The sequence below is a fragment of the Streptomyces sp. NPDC006510 genome, from assembly GCF_040611955.1.
Lineage (GTDB): Bacteria > Actinomycetota > Actinomycetes > Streptomycetales > Streptomycetaceae > Streptomyces.
Genome location: NZ_JBEXPH010000068.1, coordinates 1 through 23330 on the forward strand (window position 1 = coordinate 1; position 23330 = coordinate 23330).

Below are 23330 nucleotides of genomic sequence, written 5' to 3' on the forward strand. Positions count from 1 at the left end.
GCGCCCGCGCGGTATGCGGCGATGGCTCCGGCGCGCTCGGCCCGCAGCTGCGCGGCGTCTCCCGTGCCGCCGTGCGGGACGTCGCGACCGTCGTCGCCTTCGTCGACTTCGTCGTACGGGTCGTCGTCCGCGTACGGGTCGTCATCGCCGTGGGGCGCGTCGGCCTCCCGGCCCGTCTCGATCGCCGCCGGACCGCGTGAGGCCGGCACCTCGGCCGGAGGGGCAGGCAGGGGCGGCATCGCGGGCAGGGGCGGCGCGAAGGCACCCGCGGAGCCCGTACCGAGCGCCGGGCGGGCGAACCCGTCCTCGTACCCGTAGCCGTCGTCGTGTCCGTAACCGCCCCGGCCCCCGTAACCGCCCTGGCTCTCGTCCTCGCCCTCGTCCTCGCCCTCGTCGAGCTGCGGTGTCGTCACGTACCCGCAGAGCGCCTCCTCCGCCGCCCCGGCCGCCAGGCCGGTCAGCACGACGCGGCCGTCGTCACAGATCAGCACCGTGCGGACGGTGATGTTCCGGTGGGTCCAGCCGTGGGCGTGCAGCGCGCGCAACGCGGTCAGCACATCGGAGCCGATCTCGGCGGCCCGGAAGGGATTGAGCGGTCGTTCCGCGAGCAGCGAGGAGAGCGGGCGGGCCGCGACGAGTTCGCTCACGATCCAGAGCGATCCCGCCTCGGCGAACACGTCGAAGACCTGGGCGAGCCTGGGGTGGTCGGGCACCTGGGCCGCCGCCTGAGCGGCTTCCACGGCGCGACGGACCGCCGGGTCGGCGAGCGCGCGCCCCGCCTGTCCGGTGGCCCGCCGGTCCGCCGGGGCCGGATCGTCGGCGTCGAGCACCTCGGCGTCCACCACCTCGGGCAACGGCACCTGCCGGACCAGGACTTCCTGTCCGCTATAGGCGTCAAACGCCCGGGTCTCGACCGCTTCGTACTCATCTGTCAGGGACAGCGGAAGGCGGTAGCGGTCGGCAAGCACCCGACCCGCATAGTCATCCACGACGCCTCCCCAGAGCGCGCTGTCCCCCGGTCACGAAGACCGCGTCAATCCATCAATTGCAGTCACTTACCGTGCAATTGACCTACCGTTCTGGCTGCGTACGGTCTTCCGGCTCTCACGATACGTGGCAAGTGACAGCCACGCTGCCGGGTCGACGCATCCCGGACCTTTTCGCCCACGGATCAGTCGGTGGGCCTGATCGTTCAGTCGATGGGCTTGAACGTGTCGAACGCGGTCTTGCGCAGCGTCCGGCACTCCTTGCTGTCCCACTCGTCGGCCTTGCAGCTGATCATGATCGCGTAGCCGTGCTTGCCGTCGACCTTGAAGCCCCGGTTGAGTACATGGACCCGCTGGCCCTGCTGGGTGCGCTCGAACTGCCAGTCGGCGACGGTCGGGTAGCCGTTGTACTGGACCTTTTTTATGCCGACTTGGTGGAAGCCGTTGCTGCTGGCCGCTACGGCGGCCTTCGCTGCGTTCCAGGCCGCGGCCGCATCACCGCCGGGCGAATCGGTGTAGTCGACCTGGATACGGGGGAAGCCGCCGCTGACGTTGTAGATGCCGCCGGAGTTGTTGCCCGCCGTGGTGTCGAACTGGAAGTCCTCGGGCATGGCCATCGCGAAGTGGAACCGCTTGTTCGTGATCGCCCGGAATCCGGCGGGCAGCGCGTCCCCCGGCTTGTCGCCCTTCGGGCCGCCCGACTCCTTGTCCGCCTTGTCCTTGTCCTTGCCGTTGTCCTGCCCCTGGCCCTGGTTGCCGTTCTGGTCCTTGCCGCTGCCACTGCCGCTGTCGGTGTCCGTGGAGCCGCCGGTCGCCGTCGAGGACCCGGCCGAGGTGGACTTGTCGTCCTTGCCGTTGGCGCCGCCCGCGTCGTTCTTGTCGTCTCCGCCGAGCGAGAGCGCGAGGACCGTGCCGATCACGGCGAGCACGATCACGGCCGCGATGATCGCCAGGGTGCGGCGCGGCACCACGTCCGTGATGGACGCCCGGGGCGGGGTGGTCGGCGACGTGGCCGGGCGCGGCGGCGGTACGACCGCGGAGGCCGTGGCGGCAGCGGCCGCGGGCCGGGCGGGCTTGGCGGAGGCGTCCGCGCCACCGGCCGAGGAAGAGACCGACGAAGGCGCCGAGGGCGGGGGCGGCGCGGTGGTCGGGGCCGCGGCGGCCGGGGCCGCCTTCGCGTTCCGTACGGAGCGCAGTGCGCCCCGCAGCCGGTCCCGCGCGCCCTCGCCCTGTTCCGCGGGCTTCGCCGTCGCCTTGGCGCCGGACTCGGCCGGCGTCGTGGGCAGCGCCATGACCTGGGTGGCGTCGGCGGGCGGGCGCACCACCGGCTCCGGCTTCTCGGGGGCGTGGATCACGTCGTTGAGCAGGGCACGGGCGCCCGCGTCGTCGAGCCGGTGCTCGGGGTCCTTTGCGAGCAGGCCGTAGATGACCTCCTCCAGCGGACCGGCGTTCTTCGGCGGGTCGAGCGGTTCGGTCATCACCGCGGTCAGGGTGGCGATGGCCGACCCCTTGTCGTACGGCGGGGAGCCCTCGACGCTGGCGTACAGCAGTCCGCCGAGCGACCAGAGGTCGGCGGGCGGTCCCGGCTTGTGGCCGCGGGCGCGCTCGGGAGAGATGTACGAGGGGGCGCCGACGAGCATGCCGGTCGAGGTGACCGACGGGTCCCCCTCGACCTGGGCGATACCGAAGTCGGTCAGCACGACCCGGCCGTCCTCGGCGATCAGCACGTTGGACGGCTTCACATCGCGGTGCAGGATGCCCTCGCGGTGCGCCGAGCGCAGCACGTCGAGGATGGCGAGGCCGACCTCGGCGGCGCGCTTCGGCGTCAGCACGCCGTCCTCGCGCACGGCTTCGGCGAGGGACTTGCCCTCGATGAGCTCCATCACGATCCACGGCCGGTCGTCCTCGTCGACCACGTCGTAGACCGTCACCGCGCCGTTGTTGCGGATCCTGGCGATCGCCTTCGCCTCGCGCAGCGTGCGCGTGATCAGCCGGCGCTTCTCGTCGTCGTCGATGGCCGAAGGGAACCGCAGTTCCTTGACCGCGACCGTGCGGCCCAGCGTCTCGTCGACGGCACGCCAGACCGTGCCCATACCGCCCCGGCCGAGCACCTCCCCGAGCCGGTACCGCCCCGCAAGGAGACGTCCGTCCTTGTCCCGTTGGGGCTCCCGTGCCTGCTCCGCCTCCGACATGCGTCCCCTCTGCGATCAACCCGCCCTGGCAGAGCGTTCATTGTCCCTCACCCCGGCACCGGTCATGGTGCCGGGTCCGCGGGCCCGTCATGATGTGCCCGGAGGAAGGGAATCCCTGCCATGTCGATACTCAGGGCGCTGCTCGCCGCCCCGTTGGTGCTGGCGCTGTCCGTCCTGGGAACAGCGACCCTGTCCAGCGAACCACACCTCACCCCCGCAGCCGCCTACCTTCCCCGGCTCGTCGCCGAGGGCGGTGCTCCCACGGCGGCGCTGCTGGCCCGTCGCGCCTCTTCCGCACCGTACGACACCTACCGCTCGACAGGTCCCGGTATCCGGCGGGCGGACCGGTTCCGGGCGGGGAGCATCACCAAGACCTTCCTCGCCACGGTCGTGCTCCAACTCGCCCGGGAACGAAGGCTGCACCTGTCGGACCCGGTCGAACGGCTACTGCCGGGACTGGTGCGCGGCAACGGCAACGACGGCCGCCGCATCACCCTGCGCGCCCTGCTCAGCCACACCAGCGGCCTCTACGACTACACCGCCGATCCATCCGCCCACCCCCTCTCCGCCGCCGCGGCGGTCCGTGTCGCCCTGGCCCACCGGCCGACGGGCGCGCCCGGCCACTACGCCTACTCCAACACCAATTACGCCGTACTCGGACTCGTCGTTCAACGGGTCACCGGACACGGCTACGCCACCGAGATCCGCAATCGCGTCATCACCCCCCTCCGTCTCACGGGCACCTCCCTCCCGGGCGCCCGCACCGCTCTGCCCTCCCCGCACGGCCGTGCCTACACCCGCGATCCGGACGACGGCAGCCTGCGCGACGTCACCGTGCTGGACCCGCGCACGGCGGGCCCGGCCGGTGAGCTGATCTCCACGCTCGACGACCTGAACCGCTTCTACGCGGCCCTGCTGGGCGGCCGTCTCCTCGCGCCCGCCCAGCTGGCGGTCCTGCTGAACACCCGGGCCACGCACGGCGTCTACGGCCTGGGCATCTATCCGCAGAAGCTCTCCTGCGGCATCACCGTCTGGGGGCACAACGGCCATATCTCGGGCAGTTACGTCCGCACCGCCACCACGCGCGACGGCCGGCACACCCTGACGTATCGCATCGACACGGACACTCTGGCCGACGCGGAGACCCTCGAACCCTCGCTGCTCGACGCGGAGTTCTGTCCCGGGGCGGGCGCGGGCTCGCGGGGCCCGGCCTGATCCGGCCTGATCCGGACGGGACAGCCGTTAGATCGGCACGATGTCCGGAGCCCCGAGCCGCGCCGCGTCCGCCGTGAGGTCGTCCGGCTGCCGCTGCGACTCCCGCTCCGCCTGCACCCGCTTCTCGTAGTGCTCGACCTCCCGGTCGATCTGCCCCTCGTCCCAGCCCAGCACCGGAGCCATCAGTTCCGCGCAGAGCCGGGCACTGCGCGTGCCCCGGTCGAAGGTTTCGATGGAGATCCGGGTCCGGCGGGTCAGTACGTCGTCGAGATGGCGGGCCCCCTCGTGCGAGGCGGCGTAGACGATCTCGGCCTTCAGGTAGTCGTCCGCCGAGGGCAGCGGCTCCCCCAGCACCGGATCGCCGAGGATCAGCTCAAGGATCTGCTCGGTCGTCGAGCCGTACCGGTTGAGCAGGTGCTCCACCCGGGCGACATGGAGGCCGGACCTGGCCGCGATCCTCGCCCTGGCGTTCCACATCGCCGGGTATCCCTCCGCGCCCAGCAGCGGGATCTCCTCGGTGACGCAGGCCGCCACCCGCTGGTCGAGGCCGTGCACCGCCTCGTCCACGGCGTCCTTGGCCATCACCCGGTACGTCGTGTACTTGCCGCCCGCCACGACCACCAGGCCCGGCAGCGGATGTGCCACCGTGTGCTCGCGCGAGAGCTTGCTGGTCGCGTCGGACTCGCCGGCCAGCAGCGGCCGCAGCCCGGCGTAGACGCCCTGGACGTCGTCCCGGCTCAGGGGGGTGGCCAGGACCGAGTTGACGTGTTCGAGCAGGTAGTCGATGTCGGCGCTGGACGCCGCCGGGTGTGCCTTGTCCAGGTCCCAGTCGGTGTCCGTCGTCCCGACGATCCAGTGCCGTCCCCACGGGATGACGAAGAGGACGGACTTCTCGGTCCGCAGGATCAGGCCGGTCGAGGAGTGGATGCGGTCCTTGGGGACGACCAGGTGAATGCCCTTGGACGCCCGGACGTGGAACTGTCCGCGCTCCCCGATCAGCGCCTGGGTGTCGTCCGTCCAGACCCCGGTCGCGTTGACCACCTGCTTGGCCCTGACCTCGTACTCCCCGCCCGCCTCGACGTCCTCCACCCGGGCGCCGACGACCCGCTCGCCCTCCCGGAGGAAGCCGATCACCCGCGCGCGGTTGGCCACGTGCGCGCCGTATCCGGCGGCGGTGCGCACCAGGGTCGCCACATAGCGGGCGTCGTCCATCTGTGCGTCGTAGTACTGCAATGCCCCGACCAGGGCGTCCTTCTTCAGCGCCGGGGCGACGCGCAGGGCATGGCGGCGGGAGAGATGCCGGTGCACGGGCAGGCCGCGGCCGTGGCCCGAGGACACCGACATCGCGTCGTAGAGCGCCACACCGGAACCGGCGTAGAGCCGCTCCCAGCCCTTGTGCTGCAACGGATAGAGGAACGGCACCGGCTTCACCAGATGCGGGGCCAGCCGCTCCAGGAGCAGCCCGCGCTCCTTCAGTGCCTCCCGGACGAGCGCGAAGTCGAGCATCTCCAGATATCGCAGCCCGCCGTGGATCAGCTTGCTCGACCTGCTAGATGTGCCGGACGCCCAGTCGCGGGCCTCGACCAGGCCGGTCGAGAGTCCTCTCGTCGCCGCGTCCAGCGCCGTACCGGCGCCGACCACGCCCGCCCCGACGACCAGCACGTCCAGTTCGCGCTCGGCCATCGCGGCCAACGCCTCGGCGCGCTCCGCAGGTCCCAGTGTCGCTGTCCTCACTGCTGCCTCCCGGGTAGATCGGGGTGGTCCGGCACGGAAAGCGACCCGGCCCGGCGGCCGGGGCGGCCCGCGCCCACCTCTCGATTCTGTCCGCCGTCCACGACTTCGGCCACCGCCTGTGGACAACACCAGGACGACAGGAGGCCAGCAATGCGGCATATAGGTCATATTTACGCCTAGTGTGACATTGCGCTGTCCACAGCGGTTGCGCTTTCTGCCCTCATGGTCATAGTCCGACCGGGAAGGACGGCCCATCCACATGCCCGCAGACCTCGCAGTCATCGGACTCGGCCACCTCGGCCTGCCCCTCGCCCAGGCCGCCGTGGCCGCAGGCGTACAGACCGTCGGCTACGACACCGACCCACGCCCCTACACGGAGCTCTCCGCGGGCCGCACCCCCGTCGAGGGCTCGCTCACCGCATCGGACATCCGCCGGATGCTCTCGGGGGGCTTCCGGCCCACCACCAACCCGGCCGAACTGGGCCGGGTCCGTACCGCGGTGATCTGCGCGCCCACCCCGCTCGGCGCCGACCGCACCCTCGACCTCACCGCCGTCGGCGACGCGGCCCGCGCGCTCGCCGCCCGGCTGCGCCCGCACACCACCGTCCTGCTGGAATCGGCCGTGCCGCCCGGCACCACCGAGAACTACCTGCTGCCGCTGCTCGAAGAGGGCTCGGGGCTGCGCGCCGGCCGCGACTTCCACCTGGCCTGCTCCCCCAGCCGCCTCGACCCCGGCAACAGGTCCCACGTCTACGCCAACACCCCCAAGGTCATCGGCGGCCTCACCCCCGCCTGCACCGAGTCCGCCGCCGCCTTCTACGGCCGGCTCACCGACAAGGTCGTCCGGGCCCGCGGGCCGCGCGAGGCCGAGATGACGAAGGTCCTGGAGACCAACTTCCGGCATGTCAACATCGCCCTGGTCAACGAGATGGCGGTGCTCTGCCACGACCTCGGCGTCGACCTGTGGGACGTCATCCGGTGCGCCGAGACCAAGCCCTTCGGCTTCCAGCCGTTCCGGCCGGGCCCCGGCGTCGGCGGCCACGGCGCACCCGTCGACCCGGGCTACCTCCCGTACAACAGCCGCACCCCCGGCCACCCGCTGCGGATGGTCTCGCTCGCCCAGGAGATCAACGACCGGATGCCGCAGTACGTGATCCAGCGCTGCGCGACCCTGCTGAACGAACACGGCAAGTCCGTCCGCGGCGCCCGGGTGCTGCTGCTCGGGGTCACCTACAAGCCGGACCTCGCCGACCAGGAGGGCTCACCCGCCCGGGAGATCGCGATCCGGCTGATGGACATGGGCGCCCAGATCGGCTACCACGACCCGCACGTCCTGGACTGGCGGGTGCGCGAACTCCCGGTCCCGCGCGCCGACTCGCTGTACGAGGCGGCGTCGAGCGCCGACCTCACGGTGCTGCTCCAGCACCACCGGACGTACGACCTCCAGGGCCTCGCGGTGAAGGCCCAGCTCCTCCTGGACACCCGGGGCGCGACCCCGGCGGGGGCCGCACACCGGCTGTGAAAGCCCGTCCCCCGGGATTTCGGTAGGCGATGTCACAGGCTGCTGCTAGCCTGCGGCGTCACTTCTCGCACAGTCGTGCGTTTCCGTCCCAGGGGGGATACCACCATGAGCCAGCCCGTGCCGCCGAACCAGCCGCAGCAGCCGTACAACGCCCAGCCCGACGGCGGCAACCCGTTCGCGGGCCAGCAGTCCGGCGCGCCAACCGGCAACCCGTTCGCGGGCCAGCAGCCCGGCGCGCCGACCGGCAACCCCTTCGCGGGCCAGCAGCCCGGCGCCCCGTTCACCCCGCCGGCCCCCGCACGCAACAACATCGGCCTCGGCCTGGTCGCCGCCGTCGTCGCGGCCGTGGTCGCCGCGGGCATCTACGGGGCCATCATCGGCGCCACCAAGCACGAGATCGGCTACGCGGCCGTGGGCGTCGGCTTCGTCGTCGGCTTCGCCGCGGGCAAGGTCGGCGGCCGCAACCCCGCGCTGCCGGTCGTCAGCGCCCTGCTCTCGCTGGTCGCCGTCTACTTCGGCCAGCTGCTCGGTGAGGCGATGATCGCCGCCAAGGAGCTCCCGGTCACCGTCTCCGAGCTGTTCTTCGACCACTTCAGCCTGCTGAACGAGGCGTGGAAGGCCGACTCGGACTTCATCTCGTACCTCTTCTTCGCCGTCGCGGCGGTCGCCGCGTTCTCCGGCGCCAAGAAGGCCGCCGACTAGTCGCGGATCGCGCCCCGCACACACGGGAGGGCCCGGACCGCCGCTGCGGTCCGGGTCCTCCCGTCGTGCTCGGAAGACTCAGCGGCGGTGCTGCGAGTCCGCCACCGTGACCTCGACGCGCTGGAACTCCTTGAGGTCGCTGTACCCCGTCGTCGCCATCGCCCGGCGCAGCGCGCCGAAGATGTTCATCGAGCCGTCGGGGGTGTGCGAAGGACCGGTCAGGACCTCCTCGGTGGTGCCGACCGAGCCCAGGTCCACCAGCTTGCCGCGCGGCACGTCCTCGTGGACGGCCTCCATGCCCCAGTGCCGGCCGCGGCCCGGCGCGTCCGTCGCACGGGCCAGCGGGGAGCCCATCATCACGGCGTCCGCACCGCAGGCGATGGCCTTGGGCAGGTCGCCGGACCAGCCGACGCCGCCGTCCGCGATCACGTGCACGTACCGGCCGCCGGACTCGTCCATGTAGTCGCGGCGGGCGCCGGCCACATCGGCGACCGCGGTCGCCATCGGGACCTGGATCCCGAAGACGTTGCGCGTGGTGTGCGCGGCGCCGCCGCCGAAGCCGACGAGGACACCGGCCGCACCGGTACGCATCAGGTGCAGGGCGGCGGTGTACGTGGCGCAGCCACCGACGATCACCGGGACGTCCAGCTCGTAGATGAACTGCTTGAGGTTGAGCGGCTCGGCGGCACCCGAGACGTGCTCGGCGGAGACCGTAGTACCGCGGATGACGAAGATGTCCACGCCCGCGTCGACGACGGCCTTGGAGAACTGGGCGGTGCGCTGCGGGGAGAGCGCGGCGGCGGTGACCACACCGGAGTCGCGCACCTCCTTGATGCGCTGCCCGATCAGCTCCTCCTGGATCGGCGCGGAGTAGATCTCCTGGAGGCGGCGGGTCGCCGACTCGACGGGCATCTCGGCGATCTCGTCGAGCAGCGGCTGCGGGTCGGCGTGCCGGGTCCACAGGCCCTCTAGGTTGAGAACACCGAGGCCGCCCAGCTCACCGATGCGGATCGCGGTCTGCGGGGAGACCACGGAGTCCATGGGAGCGGCCAGGAACGGCAGCTCGAAACGGTAGGCGTCGATCTGCCAGGCGATCGAGACCTCCTTCGGGTCGCGGGTACGGCGGCTCGGAACGACGGCGATGTCGTCGAATGCGTACGCCCGGCGGCCGCGCTTGCCGCGCCCGATCTCGATCTCAGTCACGATGGTGTGGCCTTTCCCTCTACGTCTGCGCTGTCCAGTATCCCCGACACACGGCTGAGGGGCGGTCCCGGGAACCCCGGGCCGCCCCTCCACCGCATGGATGCGTTACTTCCTGCTGTAGTTCGGTGCCTCGACCGTCATCTGGATGTCGTGCGGGTGGCTCTCCTTGAGGCCCGCCGAGGTGATCCGGACGAACCGGCCGTTGTCCTGGAGCTCCGGGACGGTGCGGCCGCCGACGTAGAACATCGACTGGCGCAGACCGCCGGTGAGCTGGTGGACGACCGCGGAGAGCGGTCCGCGGTAGGGAACCTGGCCCTCGATGCCCTCGGGGACCAGCTTCTCGTCGGAGGCGACGCCCTCCTGGAAGTAGCGGTCCTTGGAGAACGACTTGCGCTCGCCACGGGTCTGCATCGCGGCGAGCGAACCCATGCCGCGGTACGACTTGAACTGCTTGCCGTTGATGAAGAGCAGTTCGCCCGGGGACTCCTCGCAGCCCGCGAGCAGCGAGCCGAGCATCACGGTGTCCGCGCCGGCCACCAGGGCCTTGGCGATGTCGCCGGAGTACTGCAGGCCGCCGTCGCCGATGACCGGGACACCGGCCGCCTTGGCGGCGAGCGAGGCCTCGTAGATCGCGGTGACCTGCGGGACGCCGATGCCGGCGACGACGCGGGTGGTGCAGATGGAGCCGGGGCCGACGCCGACCTTGATGCCGTCGGCGCCCGCGTCGATCAGCGACTGGGCGCCGTCACGGGTGGCGATGTTGCCGCCGATGACGTCGACACCGGACGCGTTCGACTTGATCTTGGCGACCATGTCGCCGACCAGCCGGGAGTGGCCGTGGGCGGTGTCCACGACGATGAAGTCGACACCGGCCTCGATGAGCGCCTGGGCCCGCTCGAAGGCGTCGCCCGCGACACCGACGGCGGCGCCCACCAGCAGTCGGCCGTCCTTGTCCTTGGCGGCGTTCGGGTACTTCTCGGCCTTGACGAAGTCCTTGACGGTGATGAGGCCCTTGAGGACCCCCGCGTCGTCGACCAGCGGAAGCTTCTCGATCTTGTGGCGGCGCAGCAGCTCCATGGCGTCCACGCCGGAGATGCCGACCTTGCCGGTGACCAGCGGCATCGGCGTCATGACCTCGCGCACCTGGCGCGTGCGGTCGGACTCGAAGGCCATGTCCCGGTTGGTGACGATGCCGAGCAGCTTGCCCGCGGCGTCGGTGACCGGGACACCGCTGATGCGGAACTTGGCGCACAGCTCGTCGGCGTCGCGCAGCGTGGCGTCCGGGTGGACCGTGATCGGGTCGGTCACCATGCCGGACTCGGAGCGCTTCACCAGGTCGACCTGGTTGGCCTGGTCGGCGATGGAGAGGTTGCGGTGCAGCACACCCGCGCCACCCTGCCGGGCCATGGCGATCGCCATGCGGGCCTCGGTGACCTTGTCCATCGCGGCGGAGAGCAGCGGGATGTTCACCCGCACGTTCCTGGAGATGTACGAGGAGGTATCGATCTGATCGGGCGCCATGTCGGACGCGCCGGGCAGCAGCAGCACGTCGTCGTATGTCAGCCCGAGCGTCGCGAATTTCTCGGGCACTCCGTCGACGTTTGCAGTCATGACACCTTCCCCAAATGGCCTTGATCGGTGCGGATGTCCATGCTAACGGCCTCCGGGGGTGTCTCATTCCACGAGCAAGATCACCTAGAGGTTCTGTAGCTTCATACGGAACCTTCCGTGCGGACCCGACCGGGTCCGTTCACTGCTCCGCGAGGGCCCGCAGCCTGCTCAGGGCCCGGTGCTGGGCGACCCGGACCGCGCCCGGCGACATGCCCAGCATCTGCCCGGTCTCCTCGGCGGTGAACCCGACGGCGACCCGCAGGACGAGCAGTTCGCGCTGGTTCTCCGGGAGGTTGGCGAGGAGCTTCTTCGCCCAGGCGGCATCGCTGCTGAGCAGGGCGCGCTCCTCGGGCCCGAGCGAATCGTCCGGCCGCTCGGGCATCTCGTCGGACGGCACGGCCGTCGAGCCCGGGTGCCGCATGGCGGCCCGCTGGAGATCGGCGACCTTGTGCCCCGCGATGGCGAACACGAAGGCTTCGAAGGGTCTGCCGGTGTCCTTGTAGCGCGGCAACGCCATCAGCACCGCGACACAGACCTCCTGCGCCAGGTCCTCCACGAAGTGGCGGGCATCACCGGGCAGCCGGTTCAGCCGCGACCTGCAGTAGCGCAGCGCGAGCGGGTGGACATGGGCCAGCAGATCATGGGTGGCCTGCGCGTCGCCCTCGACGGCACTGTGCACCAGGGCACCGATCGCCGTCGTCTCGTCGTCGCGCATCGGACCATGGTGCCTCGGAGCCGCGTCATCCGCGCCGCCGCGTCCGTAGTTGTGCACCGAAGCGTTATGAGCGGGTGCGCCGGAAGTCATGTCCTGCGCCCTCCCCTTCCGCTCGACCGAATCGTTCCCGAGGAACTCCACGTCTCAAGGATGCGGCATCGGCCGGGAAGCGTCACATACCGTCGGCGCGACGGGCTCCGCCGGTGGAGCGGAACCCGTCCCGTGTATGTCGGTCACGCCACCCCGTCCGCCGGTGCGCGGACGGGGGTTCGATCGACTGCCGGCCACGGCCGGCCCTCAGCGGACCAGGCCCCAGCGGAAGCCGAGCGCCACGGCGTGCGCCCGGTCCGAGGCGCCGAGTTTCTTGAACAGACGCCTGGCGTGCGTCTTCACCGTGTCCTCCGAGAGGAACAGCTCACGGCCGATCTCGGCGTTCGAACGGCCGTGGCTCATTCCTTCGAGCACCTGGATCTCACGCGCGGTGAGCGTCGGCGCCGCACCCATCTCGGCCGACCGCAGCCGACGCGGGGCGAGCCGCCACGTCGGATCGGCCAGCGCCTGGGTGACGGTGGCGCGCAACTCCGCGCGGGAGGCGTCCTTGTGCAGATAGCCGCGGGCACCGGCGGCGACCGCGAGCGCCACACCGTCCAGGTCCTCGGCGACGGTCAGCATGATGATCCTGGCGCCGGGGTCGGCGGAGAGCAGCCGCCGGACCGTCTCCACACCCCCGAGACCGGGCATGCGTACGTCCATCAGAATCAGATCCGAACGGTCGGCGCCCCAGCGGCGGAGGACTTCCTCGCCGTTGGCCGCCGTCGTCACCCGCTCGACGCCGGGCACGGTCGCGACCGCCCGACGGAGCGCTTCTCGGGCAAGCGGGGAGTCGTCGCAGACGAGGACGGATGTCATGACCGTCCTCCGCAGCTGATGCGCGTCACCTTGAGCCTCCAGGCTGTTACAAGTCGTCACCTGTGCGGTTGACACTCTCGGACACCTGCCCGATCGCTTTTTCCGTCAACCGCCTCCGTCCTCTCAACGACGGTCACTCGAAAGAGTTACGGGTCGGAGAACCGGGTTCGGCACTCTACGTGAGGGAGCGCACACGGAGGAGAATCGGCGCGGATCATCCAATCCTCAACCAAAACTTCACATGAAGACGTGCCCCATTTAGCGGGTTTTCTTCACTTTTCCTGGTGTCTGTGACTAGATTCGCAATCAGTCATATTTACATCTGCTTACACCGTAGATGTACGGTCGTTGGGCACGGTCGATGACGGATGACAACGACGTTTCCGACTCAGCATGGTTTCGAGGGGACAAGCAATGGCAGATTTCTCCCGCCTTCCCGGACCCAACGCCGATCTGTGGGACTGGCAGCTGCTGGCGGCCTGCCGCGGGGTCGACAGCTCGCTGTTCTTCCACCCGGAGGGTGAGCGCGGGGCGGCACGGAGCGCCCGCGAGAACTCGGCAAAAGAGGTCTGCATGCGATGCCCGGTACGCGCCGAGTGCGCAGCACACGCCCTGGCGGTGCGAGAGCCCTACGGAGTGTGGGGCGGACTGACCGAGGACGAGCGTGAAGAGCTCATGGGACGGGCCCGCAGCCGGCTGATCGCGGCAGCGGCGCCTTCGGGCGTTCCGTCCCCGTCGGGGCACGGCTGATCCCGCCACACCCCGTACAGCAACAAAAGAAACGTTTCCGCGCTAAGAGGCGGCAGTCACCCGGTCACAGCGATGGGCCGGGTCTCAGGCAGGCCCTTCAGCGGGCGGCCGCCAGGGACAGCCGGTCCAGGGTGGCCGCCACCGCCGGGACCTGGGCCAGGTCGGGCAGGGTCAGGGCGACGATCTCGCGCTCGATGGCCGGCTCCACCGTCACGGTGCGCGCCCCCTTGGGACGTACCGACTCGATCGCCAGCTCCGGCAGTACGGCCACCCCGAGTCCGGCGCCGACCAGGCCGACCACCGCCGGGTAGTCGTCGGTGGCGAAGTCGATCCGGGGGGTGAAGCCCGACTCCTCGCAGACCTCCACGAGCTGGCGGCGGCAGCGCGGGCAGCCCGCGATCCACGACTCCCCGGCCAGATCGGCGATGCCCACTGCGGCCGAACGCGACAGCGGGTGCCCCTCCGGGACCAGGCCGATCAGCCGGTCGGTGAGCAGCGGGCGCGCCACCAGGTCGTCCCATTCGGTGCCGGAGGTGCCGTACCGGAACGCCAGCGCGATGTCGCAGTCGCCCTCGCGCAGCATCTCGACCGAGCGCGGCGGCTCGGCCTCCACCAGCGAGACCCGGGTGCCGGGGTGGGCCGCGCGCAGTGCGGCGAGGGCGCCGGGGACCAGGGTGGAGCTGCCGCTGGGGAACGAGACGAGCCGGACCCGGCCGGCCCGCAGCCCGGCGATGGCGGCGACCTCCTCCTCGGCGGCGGTGAGACCGGCGAGGATGCCGGAGGCGTGCCGGACGAGGGCCTCACCCGCCTGGGTGAGCCGCATCTCGCGTCCGGTACGGATCAGCAGCGTGGTGCCCGCGGAGGCCTCCAGGGCCTTCATCTGCTGGCTGACCGCGGGCTGGGTGCAGCCCAGTTCGCGAGCGGCGGCGGAGAACGAGCCGGTGGCGGCCACGGCGCGCAGGACACGGAGATGACGGGCTTCGATCACCCCTCAACCATAAGCGATTCTTGGATTGGGTGCGCATTATTGTCGTGCATCTTTGAGAATGGAATGGTTAGCGTTCTCCGCATGACGTCCCTGGAACCGACAGAGCCGATGCGACTGCTGACCGTCAATGTGGGACGGCCGAAGGCCGTCGAGTACACCGACGCCCCCGCGGGCGTGACCGGCATCGACAAGCGGCCGGCCGGCGGGCCGGTACGCGTCACCGACCCCGGCCCCAAGGGCACCGGCGGCAGTGGTCTGGCCGGGGACGCGGTGTGCGATCTGCGCCATCACGGCGGTTCCGACCAGGCGGTGTACGCCTTCGCCCGCGAGGAACTCGACGGGTGGGAGCGGGAGCTCGGCCGCCCGCTGGCCAATGGCGTGTTCGGCGAGAACCTGACGACCGCCGGGCTCGACGTGAGCGGCGCGAAGATCGGCGAACGCTGGCGGATCGGCGCCGATCTGGTGCTGGAGGTGACGTCGGGCCGGATTCCGTGCCGTACGTTCGCCGGTCACCTCGGCGAGGAGCGCTGGGTCAAGCGGTTCACCCGGGCGGCGGCTCCGGGCGCCTATCTGCGGGTGATCGAGCCGGGCGAGATCCGGGCCGGGGATCCGGTCGAGATCGTGCACCGCCCGGACCACGACGTCACCGTGAAGATGGAGTTCCTGGCGTCCACGACGCGGCGGGACCTGCTGCCGGGGCTGCTGGCGGCCGGGGACGCGCTGCATCCCGAGGCGTTGCGTGCCGCTCTGAGGTACGTCGAGAAGTCGGCGGCGGACAGCTGATCACCGCGCGCCGGACAAGCACTAACGTGCCGCGTATGACGACTGCACTGATTACGGGCGCGACCGCGGGGATCGGTGCCGCCTTCGCGCGGCGGCTCGCGGCCGACGGGCACAACCTGGTGCTGGTGGCGCGCGACACCGAGCGGCTGCGCGAGCAGGCGACCGAGCTGCACGACCGGCACGGCATCGAGGCCGAGGTACTGAGGGCCGATCTGTCCGAGGACGAGGGGATCGGCGCGGTCGAGGACCGGCTGACGGACCGCCGGCATCCGGTCGACCTGCTGGTCAACAATGCCGGGTTCGGCAACAAGGGCCGCTATCTGGACGTGCCGATGGTTGATGAGCTGAAGATGCTGAAGGTGCACTGCGAGGCGGTGCTGCGGCTGACCTCGGCGGCCGCGGCCGGGATGCGGGAGCGCGGCCGGGGCGGGGTGGTCAACGTGGCCTCGGTGGCCGCGTTCGTGCCGCGCGGGACGTACGGCGCGTCCAAGGCGTGGGTCGTGCAGTTCACCCAGGGCGCGGCGAAGGACATGGCCGGTACGGGGGTGCGGCTGATGGCGCTGTGTCCCGGGTTCGTACGGACGGAGTTCCACCAGCGGGCCGGGATGGGTACCGGCAACATTCCGGGCTGGATGTGGCTCGACGCGGACAAGCTGGTGGAGACGGCGCTGGCGGATCTGGCGCGCGGCAAGTCGGTCTCGGTTCCGGACCCGCGGTACAAGGCGTTGATGGGGCTCGTGAAGGTGACGCCGCGCGGCCTGCTCGGAGGGGTCACCTCCAAGACAGGCCGCAAGTACGGTCCTCAGTGAGCGGTCGGTTACCGCACCCCACGGCCCGCGTAGGCGCCGATGTTGGGGGCGCCGGGCTTCAGTTCGTTGCCGAAGTAGTCCTTGCCGCCGTTGTTCTCGATGACGGCTCCGGCGGCGAGGGCGGGCGAGCCCGCACCGAGCCGGAAGTCGTCCCGGAGCTTCGGGTCGGCCGTGATGCCGCCCGGGTCGGGACGGGTCATCTCGACGCCGTAGAAGGCGTTGTGGTCGAAGGAGAGCCCGGGGGTCGGGTTCTTGAAGGCGTAGCCGCCGGTTCCCTCGCTCACGAAGATGTTGTTGCGGATGGACAGTTCGTGCTGGGTGGTGGCGGGGCTTCCGGCGTCGTCCTGGACGAGGTAGCCGGGGATCTGCTCCTTGTTGTGGAAGGTGTTGTTGTAGATCTCGGTGCCGAGGATCGGGCCCCAGCAGTTCTGGATCAGCCGGGCACCGTCGTTGCGGCTGACGTTGTAGCGGGCGACCGTGCCGATGGTCTTGGCGCCGCTGTACGGGCAGATCAGCAGGAATCCGCCCTTGTTGTCGTGGCTGTAGTTGTACTGGAAGACGGTGTTCCGGGAGGCGCCGTCGGCGTCGAAGGACATCCCGTCGTGGGTGTTGCCGCCGCCCGAGACCTCGTTGTACTCGACGGTCGTGTCGTCGGTGTTGAAGGTCCAGATGCCCGCGTTGGCGGAGGGCGAGCGGAGCTGGAAGCCGTCGACCCGGTTGTGGTCGACGCGGGCGCCGCTGGTGGTGTCGAGCTTCATGCCGTCGCCGGCCAGGGACTTCAGCGTGTTGTGGTGGATGCGGACGCCGGTGCTGGGCGTCCACTCCCCCGGGTACACGTTCGGGTCCTGCTGCTGGCCGACCAGATCGCGTTTGGAGAAGGTCGACTTGAAGTAGATGCCCTCGCGGTCGACGTCCTCGATGCGGTTGTGGCCGATGTCCAGGCCTTCGTACCAGCTGGCCTTCGCCTTGCCCTCGACGGCGATGTGGATCGCGCTGGAGCCGGAGACCGTCTTGTAGTCGCCGCCGCGCACATCGTGGATGTAGAGGCCGGAGATGTCGAAGCCGCGGGCGACGCCGTAGTCGGTGAGGCGGAGGCGGACACCGTTGCGCTCGCTGCCGGGGTTGTCGGCGTTGGTGATCTCCAGGGCCTTGAGGTGCACGTACTGCGTGTTGGCGAGCAGGACGGCATCGTGGGCGCCCGCGCCGTCGAGCCGGGCGCGGGCCGGGCCGCTGCCGTAGTCGGCGATGGTGAACGGGGCGCGGGCGGAGCCGGCGCCCGTGGGGGCGAGGGTGCCGGTGCAGGTGGCGCCGCGCTTGAAGAGGAGCCGGTCACCGGGGCCGTAGGTGTGCGCGTTGGCCTCGGCGACCGAGGTCCAGGGTTGCTCCTTGCTGCCGGTGGCGCCCGCCGGGTCCGCGGCGCAGTCGACGTGGAAGGTACGGCCGGCGGGTGCGGCCTGCGCGGCGGTCTGGCTCGCGACGGTCAGGCCGCCGGCGGCCGTCAGGGCCGCGAGCGCCGCAGCAGTGACGCGATGTCTCACAATTCCTCCGTACGAACAGTCAGGGTCGGGACGGACAGTCGGGGTGGGGGCGGGACGAGTCCGCATCGCCGGAATCCTGGACTCGGATTGATCGAACGTCAATGGATTGCGTTTGAATGATCGAAACTCCCATCGTTCGATCACGCTGGTCTAGGGTCGGACAACGGCCCCGGCACCGGCCGGACCGGGGGCCGGGCCACACACTGCGAGGGGACTGCTGCCGTGCGCGAAAGTGCTGCTGAACGTCATGACCGCCTGCTCGGGCTGGTACGGGAACGGGGTTCGGCCCGGGTCTCGGATCTGGCCTCGCAGCTGGGCGTCTCACCCGTCACGGCGCGCCGGGACGTGGAGGAACTGGCCGGCCGCGGCCTGCTCGACCGGGTCCACGGATCGGTGTCCTGGCCGCAGGACGCCCCCACGGGCGCCGCCGGGCCCGGCTCCACGGGCAGCGGCCTGGTGCTCGGCATGCTCGCGCCCTCGTCGACCTACTACTTCGCCGAGGTCATCCGCGGCGCCCACGAGGCCGCCGCCAGGGCCGGGGCCAGGCTCATCCTGCGGATCTCCGACTACCGGCCGCAGGAGGACCACGCCCGCACCGAGGGGCTGCTCTCCGCGGGCGCCGAAGGGCTGCTGGTCGCGCCCGGCTGGCAGGACCCGGGCGACCCCGCCGCGTTCGGCGACTGGATCGCCTCGCTGCCCGTGCCGACCGTCCTGCTGGAACGCAGGCCCACCGCGGGCTCCCCGCTGGACGGCCTGGACCGGGTCTGCTCGGACCATGCGCACGGCGTGCTGCTGGCGGTGCGCCACCTGGTGGATCTCGGACACGGGGCGCCGCTGCTGATGGCCCGCGCGGACTCCCCGACCGCCGTCGCGGTGCGGTCCGGGTACGTGGAGGCCCTGGGCGTGCTCGGGCTGCGCGCACCGCAGGACGTGATCGATTCCGTACCGGCCGAACTCGCCCCGGACGCCTTCGAGCAGGCCGTACAGGCGTTGCGCGAGGCGGTCCTCTCGGGGGTGGCGACGGCGGCGCTGATCCACAACGACGTGGACGCGATCCAGGTGGTGCAGCGCTTGGCCGAACTGGACGTGCGAGTGCCGGAGGACCTGGCCCTGATCGCCTACGACGACGAGGTTGCGGCCCTCGCGGACACCCCGCTCACGGCGGTGGCGCCGCCCAAGCGCGAGGTGGGCCGCCACGCCACGGAACTGCTGGTGGAGCGGCTGGGCCAGAGCGCGGGCGCCCCCCGGCGGCATCTGACGCTGCTGCCGCAGCTGCGGGTCAGGGACTCGTGCGGGGCGCGTCTCCCGTAGGCACGGGCGCAGACCTCGGAGCAGGCGTTCCCGCGGCTCTCGCGCCCGATTTCGCAGGTTACCTCACGCAATTCCGTACGTAACTTATCTGATCTTTTTTCGATCAATCGATCGTTCGCTCTTGACTTCGGTCACGACTGGTCCAAGGATCACGGCCAACGCCAATGTCGCCGCCAGTTCAGGAGCCTCGCTGTGAGCCGCAGTCCGAGCAGAACGTCCCTCGCCGTTGTCGGCACCGCCACCGCCCTCGCCCTTCTCACGGCCTGTGGCGGCAGCGGCGACGACGACTCCGCCGCCGGAAGCGACGGCAAGCCCGTCAGCATCACCTTCTGGGGCTGGGCCAAGGGATCCAAGGAGGTCGTTGACGCGTTCAACGCCTCGCACAAGAACATCAAGGTGGTGTACGAGGAGATCCCGTCCGGCAACGCGGGCGGGTACGCCAAGATCTCCAACGCGGTCAAGGCGGGCAACGCCCCCGACCTGGTCTCCATCGAGTACCCGCAGCTTCCGGAGTACGTCAGTCAGGGCGCGCTCCAGGACATCGGCCAGTACTTCACCGAGGACATCAGGAAGAAGCTGCTGCCGCAGGCGGTAGAGCTGACGACGCTCGGCGGCAAGAACTGGGCCGTTCCGTTCGACGCCTCGCCGCAGTCCTTCTACTACCGCAAGGACCTGTTCGAGAAGTACGGCGTCGAGGTCCCCAAGACCTGGGACGAGTTCCGCAAGGCCGCCGAGAAGGTCAAGAAGGCCGACAAGAAGGCCCGGATCGGCACCTTCTTCCCCGATGACCCGACCACGTTCCAGGCGATGGCCTGGCAGGCCGGCGCCCAGTGGTACAAGCCCGAGGGCGACACCTGGAAGGTCAGCACCGCCGACGCGGCCACCAACAAGGTCGCCGACTACTGGCAGGGTCTGCTCGACGACGACCTGATCCGCGCCAACGCCTCGTTCAGCCCCGAGTGGACCAACTCCCTCAAGAACGGCGGCACCGTCGGCTACCTCGGCGCCGCCTGGGGCGCGGGTGTCCTCAAGGGCACGCTGCCCGAGCAGAGCGGCAAGTGGGCCGTCGCCCCGATGCCCAGCTGGGACGGCAAGCCCGCCAGCGGCATGCTCGGCGGCTCCACCTTCGCGGTGACCAAGACCAGCAAGAAGGCCAAGGCCGCGGTCGAGTTCGCCACCTGGATGTCGACCACCGAGGAAGGCATCAAGGCCCGCATCGAGTCCGGTACTTCGAGCGCCTTCCCGGCCGCGGCGGCACTGCGCCCGGTGGCCAAGAAGTCCTTCGACGCCGGCTTCTACGGTGGCGAGGACATCTACCAGGTGTTCGAGGGCGCCGCGACCTCGATCGGCCAGGACTGGAACTGGGGCCCGACCACCGGCACCACGAACACCACCATGAAGGACCAGTTCGGCAAGGTCGCGAGCGGCGGCACCACCCTCAAGGACGCCGTGAAGGCCGGGCACGACGCCACGGTCGCCGAGCTGAAGAAGCGCGGTCTGAAGGTCGAGGACGCAGGCTGATGAAGCGCGCCCGGACGACCAGAGCCGCCGCCATCCTGCTGGGGCCCTTCTTCGTACTGTTCACCGTGGCCATGGTGCTGCCGATCGGTTACGCGGTCTGGCTCAGCCTGTTCACCGAAAAGCAGTCCGGCCTGGGCTTCGGCGGCACCGAGACCGTCTTCAGCGGACTCGACAACTACACGGCGGCCCTGGGCGACCGGGCGTTCCGCGAGGGCTTCGGCGTACTCCTCGGATACTGCCTGTTCTACATTCCGCTGCTGCTCATCGGCGCCCTCGCCCTCGCCCTGCTGCTGGACTCCGCGCTGGCCCGCGCCCGCCGGTTCTTCCAGCTCGCGCTCTTCCTGCCGCACGCCGTGCCCGGCATCATCGCCGCGCTGATCTGGGTGTACCTCTACACACCGCAGCTCAGCCCGGTGGTCAGCGCCATGGAGTCCGGCGGAATCGGCTTCGACTTCTTCTCCCCCGAAGGCGCCCTTCCCTCCGTCGTCAACATCGCACTGTGGGAGTGGCTCGGCTACAACATGGTGATCTTCTATGCCGCGTTGCAGGCCATCGACCGCTCCGTACTCGAAGCGGCCACGGTCGACGGGGCCGGTGCCTGGCGCGTCGCGCTCAGCATCAAGGTTCCGCTGATCCGCGCCTCCGTCGTGATGGTCACGCTGTTCACGGTCATCGGCTCGCTCCAGCTGTTCACCGAGCCGCTGATTCTCAACAAGGGGACCGGCTCCGCCGTCTCCTCCACCTGGACGCCGAACATGTACGCGTACACCGCGGCCTTTGAACGCAATGACTACGGTCTGGCCGCGGCCGCCTCCATCCTGCTGGCGCTCACGGCCGCGCTGCTGTCCTTCGTCGTCACCCGCTTCACCGGCCGGAAGGGCAAGAAAGCATGAACTCCCCCGCCTCCCGCAGCCGATGGATGTCGAAGACCGCTGTCAACGGCTTTCTCCTGCTCGCCGTCGTCTACATGCTCTTCCCCCTCGTCTGGCTGGTCACCGCCGCCACGAAGGACACCGGCGGTCTGCTCGCGGGCAACGCGTTCTCCTTCGAGGGCTTCAACCTCGGCGAGAACCTGTCGAACCTGGCCTCCTACGGCGACGGCATCTACTTCCGCTGGTACCTCAACAGCCTCATGTACGCGGGCGGCGGGGCGATCGTCTGCTCGCTGATCTGCGTCGCCGCGGGATACGCCTTCGACAAGTACGAATTCCGGGGCAAGGAGAAGCTGTTCGGCCTCGTGCTGATGGGCGTGCTCGTGCCGACCACGGCGCTTGCCCTGCCGATGTACCTCCTGGCCTCCAAGACCGGCCTGGTCAACACCTACTGGTCCGTGCTGATCCCGGTGCTGGTCAATCCGTTCGGCGTGTATCTCGCCCGGGTGTTCAGCACCGGCTACATACCGAACGAGGCCCTGGAGGCCGCCCGTATCGACGGGGCCGGCGAGCTGCGCGTCTTCTGGTCCATCGGACTGCGCATGGTCATGCCGGGCTTCGTGACGGTCTTCCTCTTCCAGTTCACCGCGATCTGGAACAACTTCTTCCTCCCCCTCGTGATGCTCTCGGACCGCAAGCTCTTCCCGCTGAGCCTCGGTCTGTACTCCTGGAACACCAACACCCACGGCGAGCCGAGCTTCTACCCGCTCGTCGTCACCGGTTCCCTCCTCGCCGTCATCCCCCTGATCGTCGCCTTCGTCTCTCTGCAGCGGCACTGGAAGGCCGGACTGACCGCCGGCAGCGTCAAGTGACTCTCACCGCGAGCCCTGAGGAGTACGAGTTCCACCATGCCCCACGCCACTGACAACCGGCCGGCGGCCCTGCTCTCGATGGGGCCCGGCATCGCCGACCGCCTCCTCGCCGACCGCCACCGCACCCGGCTCGCCGCCCTCACCCGCACCGACCCGGACTTCGTCGCCCACGACCTGGCCGACCCGACGCCCGAGGTGGCCGCCGCGCTCGCCGAGGCCGAGGTGTTGTTCACCTGCTGGGGCGCGACACCGCTCACCGCCGGGGTACTGGCCGGCGCGCCCCGGCTGCGGGCCGTCGTGCACGCCGCGGGCTCCGTGAAGCACCACATCACCGACGCCTGCTGGGAACGCGGCATCACCGTCACCTCGGCGGCCGGGGCCAACGCCCTGCCGGTCGCCGAATTCACCCTCGCCGCGATCCTGTTCGCCGGAAAGCGGGTGCTGCACACCGCGCACCGCTACCGCGGTCTGCGCGCCGACCACGACTGGCTCGCGGAGCTCGACGGAGCCGGCAACTACCGCCGTACGGTCGGCATCGTCGGCGCCTCCCGCATCGGCCGGCGCGTGATCGAGCTGCTGCGCCCCTTCGACCTGGACGTGCTGCTGTACGACCCGTACGTGGACGGTCCGGAGGCGGCGCGGCTCGGTGTGCGGCTCACCTCGCTCGACGAGCTGTGCGCGAGCAGCTCCGTCGTCTCGGTGCACGCGCCCCAGCTGCCGGAGACACACCATCTGATCGGTGCGGCGCAGCTGTCCGCCATGGCGACCGGGACGACGCTGATCAACACGGCGCGGGGTTCGCTGATCGACGAGGACGCGCTGCTTCCCGAGCTGACGGCCGGACGGCTGCATGCGGTGCTGGATGTGACGGACCCCGAACTCCCGCCCACGCACTCGCCGTTGTACACCCTGCCCAATGTGCTGCTCACCCCGCACATCGCGGGTTCGCTGGGCGACGAGCTGCACCGGATGGCCGACCACGCGCTGGACGAGATGGAGCGGTTCGCGGCCGGTCTGCCCTTCGCGGACCCGGTGCACTCCGGGAGTCTGAGCCACTCGGCCTGAACCGTCGAAAAGCCCGTTCCTCACTAAACTGG

Annotated in this window: 20 protein-coding genes; 11 read left to right on the forward strand and 9 right to left on the reverse strand. The window is 70.3% G+C overall.

Going from position 1 to position 23330, the window contains the following annotated elements; all coding sequences use genetic code 11:
• Together ABZY11_RS21150 and ABZY11_RS21155 are read right to left on the reverse strand one after the other, a co-directional pair.
• Positions 1-989: protein kinase (locus ABZY11_RS21150; protein ID WP_356480605.1), on the reverse strand; the 989-nt coding region annotated here is incomplete at its 3' end.
• Positions 990-1192: 203 nt separating this feature from the next.
• Positions 1193-3178 (reverse strand): serine/threonine-protein kinase, encoded by a 1986-nt coding sequence (locus ABZY11_RS21155; RefSeq protein ID WP_356480606.1) that lies wholly within the window; start codon positions 3176-3178, stop codon positions 1193-1195.
• A gap of 120 nt (positions 3179-3298) precedes the next feature.
• Here ABZY11_RS21155 and ABZY11_RS21160 point away from each other — a divergent pair, with 120 nt between their 5' ends.
• Entirely contained in the window at positions 3299-4393 is a 1095-nt protein-coding gene (locus tag ABZY11_RS21160) for a serine hydrolase domain-containing protein (protein WP_356480607.1), read from the forward strand.
• Between the two features lie 27 nt (positions 4394-4420).
• Here the strand turns inward: ABZY11_RS21160 and ABZY11_RS21165 are convergent, their stop codons facing one another.
• Positions 4421-6127, reverse strand: a complete 1707-nt coding sequence (locus ABZY11_RS21165; RefSeq protein WP_356480608.1) for a glycerol-3-phosphate dehydrogenase/oxidase — start codon at positions 6125-6127, stop codon at positions 4421-4423.
• Positions 6128-6386: 259 nt separating this feature from the next.
• Here ABZY11_RS21165 and ABZY11_RS21170 point away from each other — a divergent pair, with 259 nt between their 5' ends.
• Both ABZY11_RS21170 and ABZY11_RS21175 read left to right on the forward strand, forming a co-directional pair.
• Positions 6387-7649, forward strand: a complete 1263-nt coding sequence (locus tag ABZY11_RS21170) for a nucleotide sugar dehydrogenase (protein ID WP_356480609.1) — start codon at positions 6387-6389, stop codon at positions 7647-7649.
• Positions 7650-7754: 105 nt separating this feature from the next.
• The gene (locus tag ABZY11_RS21175) at positions 7755-8351 is read left to right on the forward strand and encodes a hypothetical protein (RefSeq protein WP_356480610.1); all 597 of its coding nucleotides are present in this window, start codon (positions 7755-7757) and stop codon (positions 8349-8351) included.
• A 78-nt stretch (positions 8352-8429) separates the two neighbouring features.
• Here the strand turns inward: ABZY11_RS21175 and ABZY11_RS21180 are convergent, their stop codons facing one another.
• From ABZY11_RS21180 to ABZY11_RS21195, 4 genes are all read right to left on the reverse strand, one after another.
• Positions 8430-9554: a GuaB3 family IMP dehydrogenase-related protein gene (locus ABZY11_RS21180; RefSeq protein ID WP_072486665.1), complete on the reverse strand. Its 1125-nt coding sequence runs from the start codon at positions 9552-9554 to the stop codon at positions 8430-8432.
• Positions 9555-9659: 105 nt separating this feature from the next.
• Positions 9660-11165, reverse strand: a complete 1506-nt coding sequence (gene guaB / locus ABZY11_RS21185) for an IMP dehydrogenase (protein ID WP_356480611.1) — start codon at positions 11163-11165, stop codon at positions 9660-9662.
• Positions 11166-11304: 139 nt separating this feature from the next.
• On the reverse strand, positions 11305-11880 hold the full coding sequence (locus tag ABZY11_RS21190) for a sigma-70 family RNA polymerase sigma factor (RefSeq protein ID WP_356480612.1): 576 nt from the start codon (positions 11878-11880) through the stop codon (positions 11305-11307).
• Positions 11881-12177: 297 nt separating this feature from the next.
• Complete coding sequence (locus ABZY11_RS21195) at positions 12178-12789, reverse strand: response regulator transcription factor (RefSeq protein WP_003948568.1); 612 nt, start codon at positions 12787-12789, stop codon at positions 12178-12180.
• A gap of 414 nt (positions 12790-13203) precedes the next feature.
• Here ABZY11_RS21195 and ABZY11_RS21200 point away from each other — a divergent pair, with 414 nt between their 5' ends.
• A complete protein-coding gene (locus ABZY11_RS21200) occupies positions 13204-13539 on the forward strand; it encodes a WhiB family transcriptional regulator (protein WP_124716892.1) in 336 nt (111 codons plus the stop codon).
• A gap of 97 nt (positions 13540-13636) precedes the next feature.
• Here ABZY11_RS21200 and ABZY11_RS21205 read toward each other — a convergent pair whose 3' ends face one another.
• A complete protein-coding gene (locus ABZY11_RS21205; RefSeq protein WP_356480613.1) occupies positions 13637-14527 on the reverse strand; it encodes a LysR family transcriptional regulator in 891 nt (296 codons plus the stop codon).
• A gap of 108 nt (positions 14528-14635) precedes the next feature.
• Here ABZY11_RS21205 and ABZY11_RS21210 point away from each other — a divergent pair, with 108 nt between their 5' ends.
• Positions 14636-15310 (forward strand): MOSC domain-containing protein, encoded by a 675-nt coding sequence (locus tag ABZY11_RS21210; RefSeq protein ID WP_356480639.1) that lies wholly within the window; start codon positions 14636-14638, stop codon positions 15308-15310.
• Between the two features lie 35 nt (positions 15311-15345).
• On the forward strand, positions 15346-16119 hold the full coding sequence (locus ABZY11_RS21215) for an SDR family oxidoreductase (RefSeq protein ID WP_356480614.1): 774 nt from the start codon (positions 15346-15348) through the stop codon (positions 16117-16119).
• Positions 16120-16127: 8 nt separating this feature from the next.
• Here ABZY11_RS21215 and ABZY11_RS21220 read toward each other — a convergent pair whose 3' ends face one another.
• Positions 16128-17657 (reverse strand): right-handed parallel beta-helix repeat-containing protein, encoded by a 1530-nt coding sequence (locus tag ABZY11_RS21220; RefSeq protein WP_356480615.1) that lies wholly within the window; start codon positions 17655-17657, stop codon positions 16128-16130.
• A gap of 222 nt (positions 17658-17879) precedes the next feature.
• On the opposite strand from ABZY11_RS21220, the gene ABZY11_RS21225 reads away from it, so the two are divergent.
• The 5 genes from ABZY11_RS21225 (at position 17880) to ABZY11_RS21245 (ending at position 23298) form a co-directional block, all read left to right on the forward strand.
• The gene (locus ABZY11_RS21225) at positions 17880-18968 is read left to right on the forward strand and encodes a substrate-binding domain-containing protein (protein WP_356480616.1); all 1089 of its coding nucleotides are present in this window, start codon (positions 17880-17882) and stop codon (positions 18966-18968) included.
• 192 nt (positions 18969-19160) lie between these two features.
• Entirely contained in the window at positions 19161-20489 is a 1329-nt protein-coding gene (locus tag ABZY11_RS21230; RefSeq protein ID WP_356480617.1) for a sugar ABC transporter substrate-binding protein, read from the forward strand.
• Positions 20489-21382: a sugar ABC transporter permease gene (locus tag ABZY11_RS21235; RefSeq protein WP_356480618.1), complete on the forward strand. Its 894-nt coding sequence runs from the start codon at positions 20489-20491 to the stop codon at positions 21380-21382. Before ABZY11_RS21230 ends, ABZY11_RS21235 begins: the two co-directional genes overlap by 1 nt.
• The gene (locus ABZY11_RS21240; protein WP_356480619.1) at positions 21379-22233 is read left to right on the forward strand and encodes a carbohydrate ABC transporter permease; all 855 of its coding nucleotides are present in this window, start codon (positions 21379-21381) and stop codon (positions 22231-22233) included. The genes ABZY11_RS21235 and ABZY11_RS21240 overlap by 4 nt, the downstream gene beginning before the upstream one ends.
• A gap of 36 nt (positions 22234-22269) precedes the next feature.
• Positions 22270-23298: a hydroxyacid dehydrogenase gene (locus ABZY11_RS21245; RefSeq protein ID WP_356480620.1), complete on the forward strand. Its 1029-nt coding sequence runs from the start codon at positions 22270-22272 to the stop codon at positions 23296-23298.
• Positions 23299-23330 lie beyond the last annotated feature (32 nt).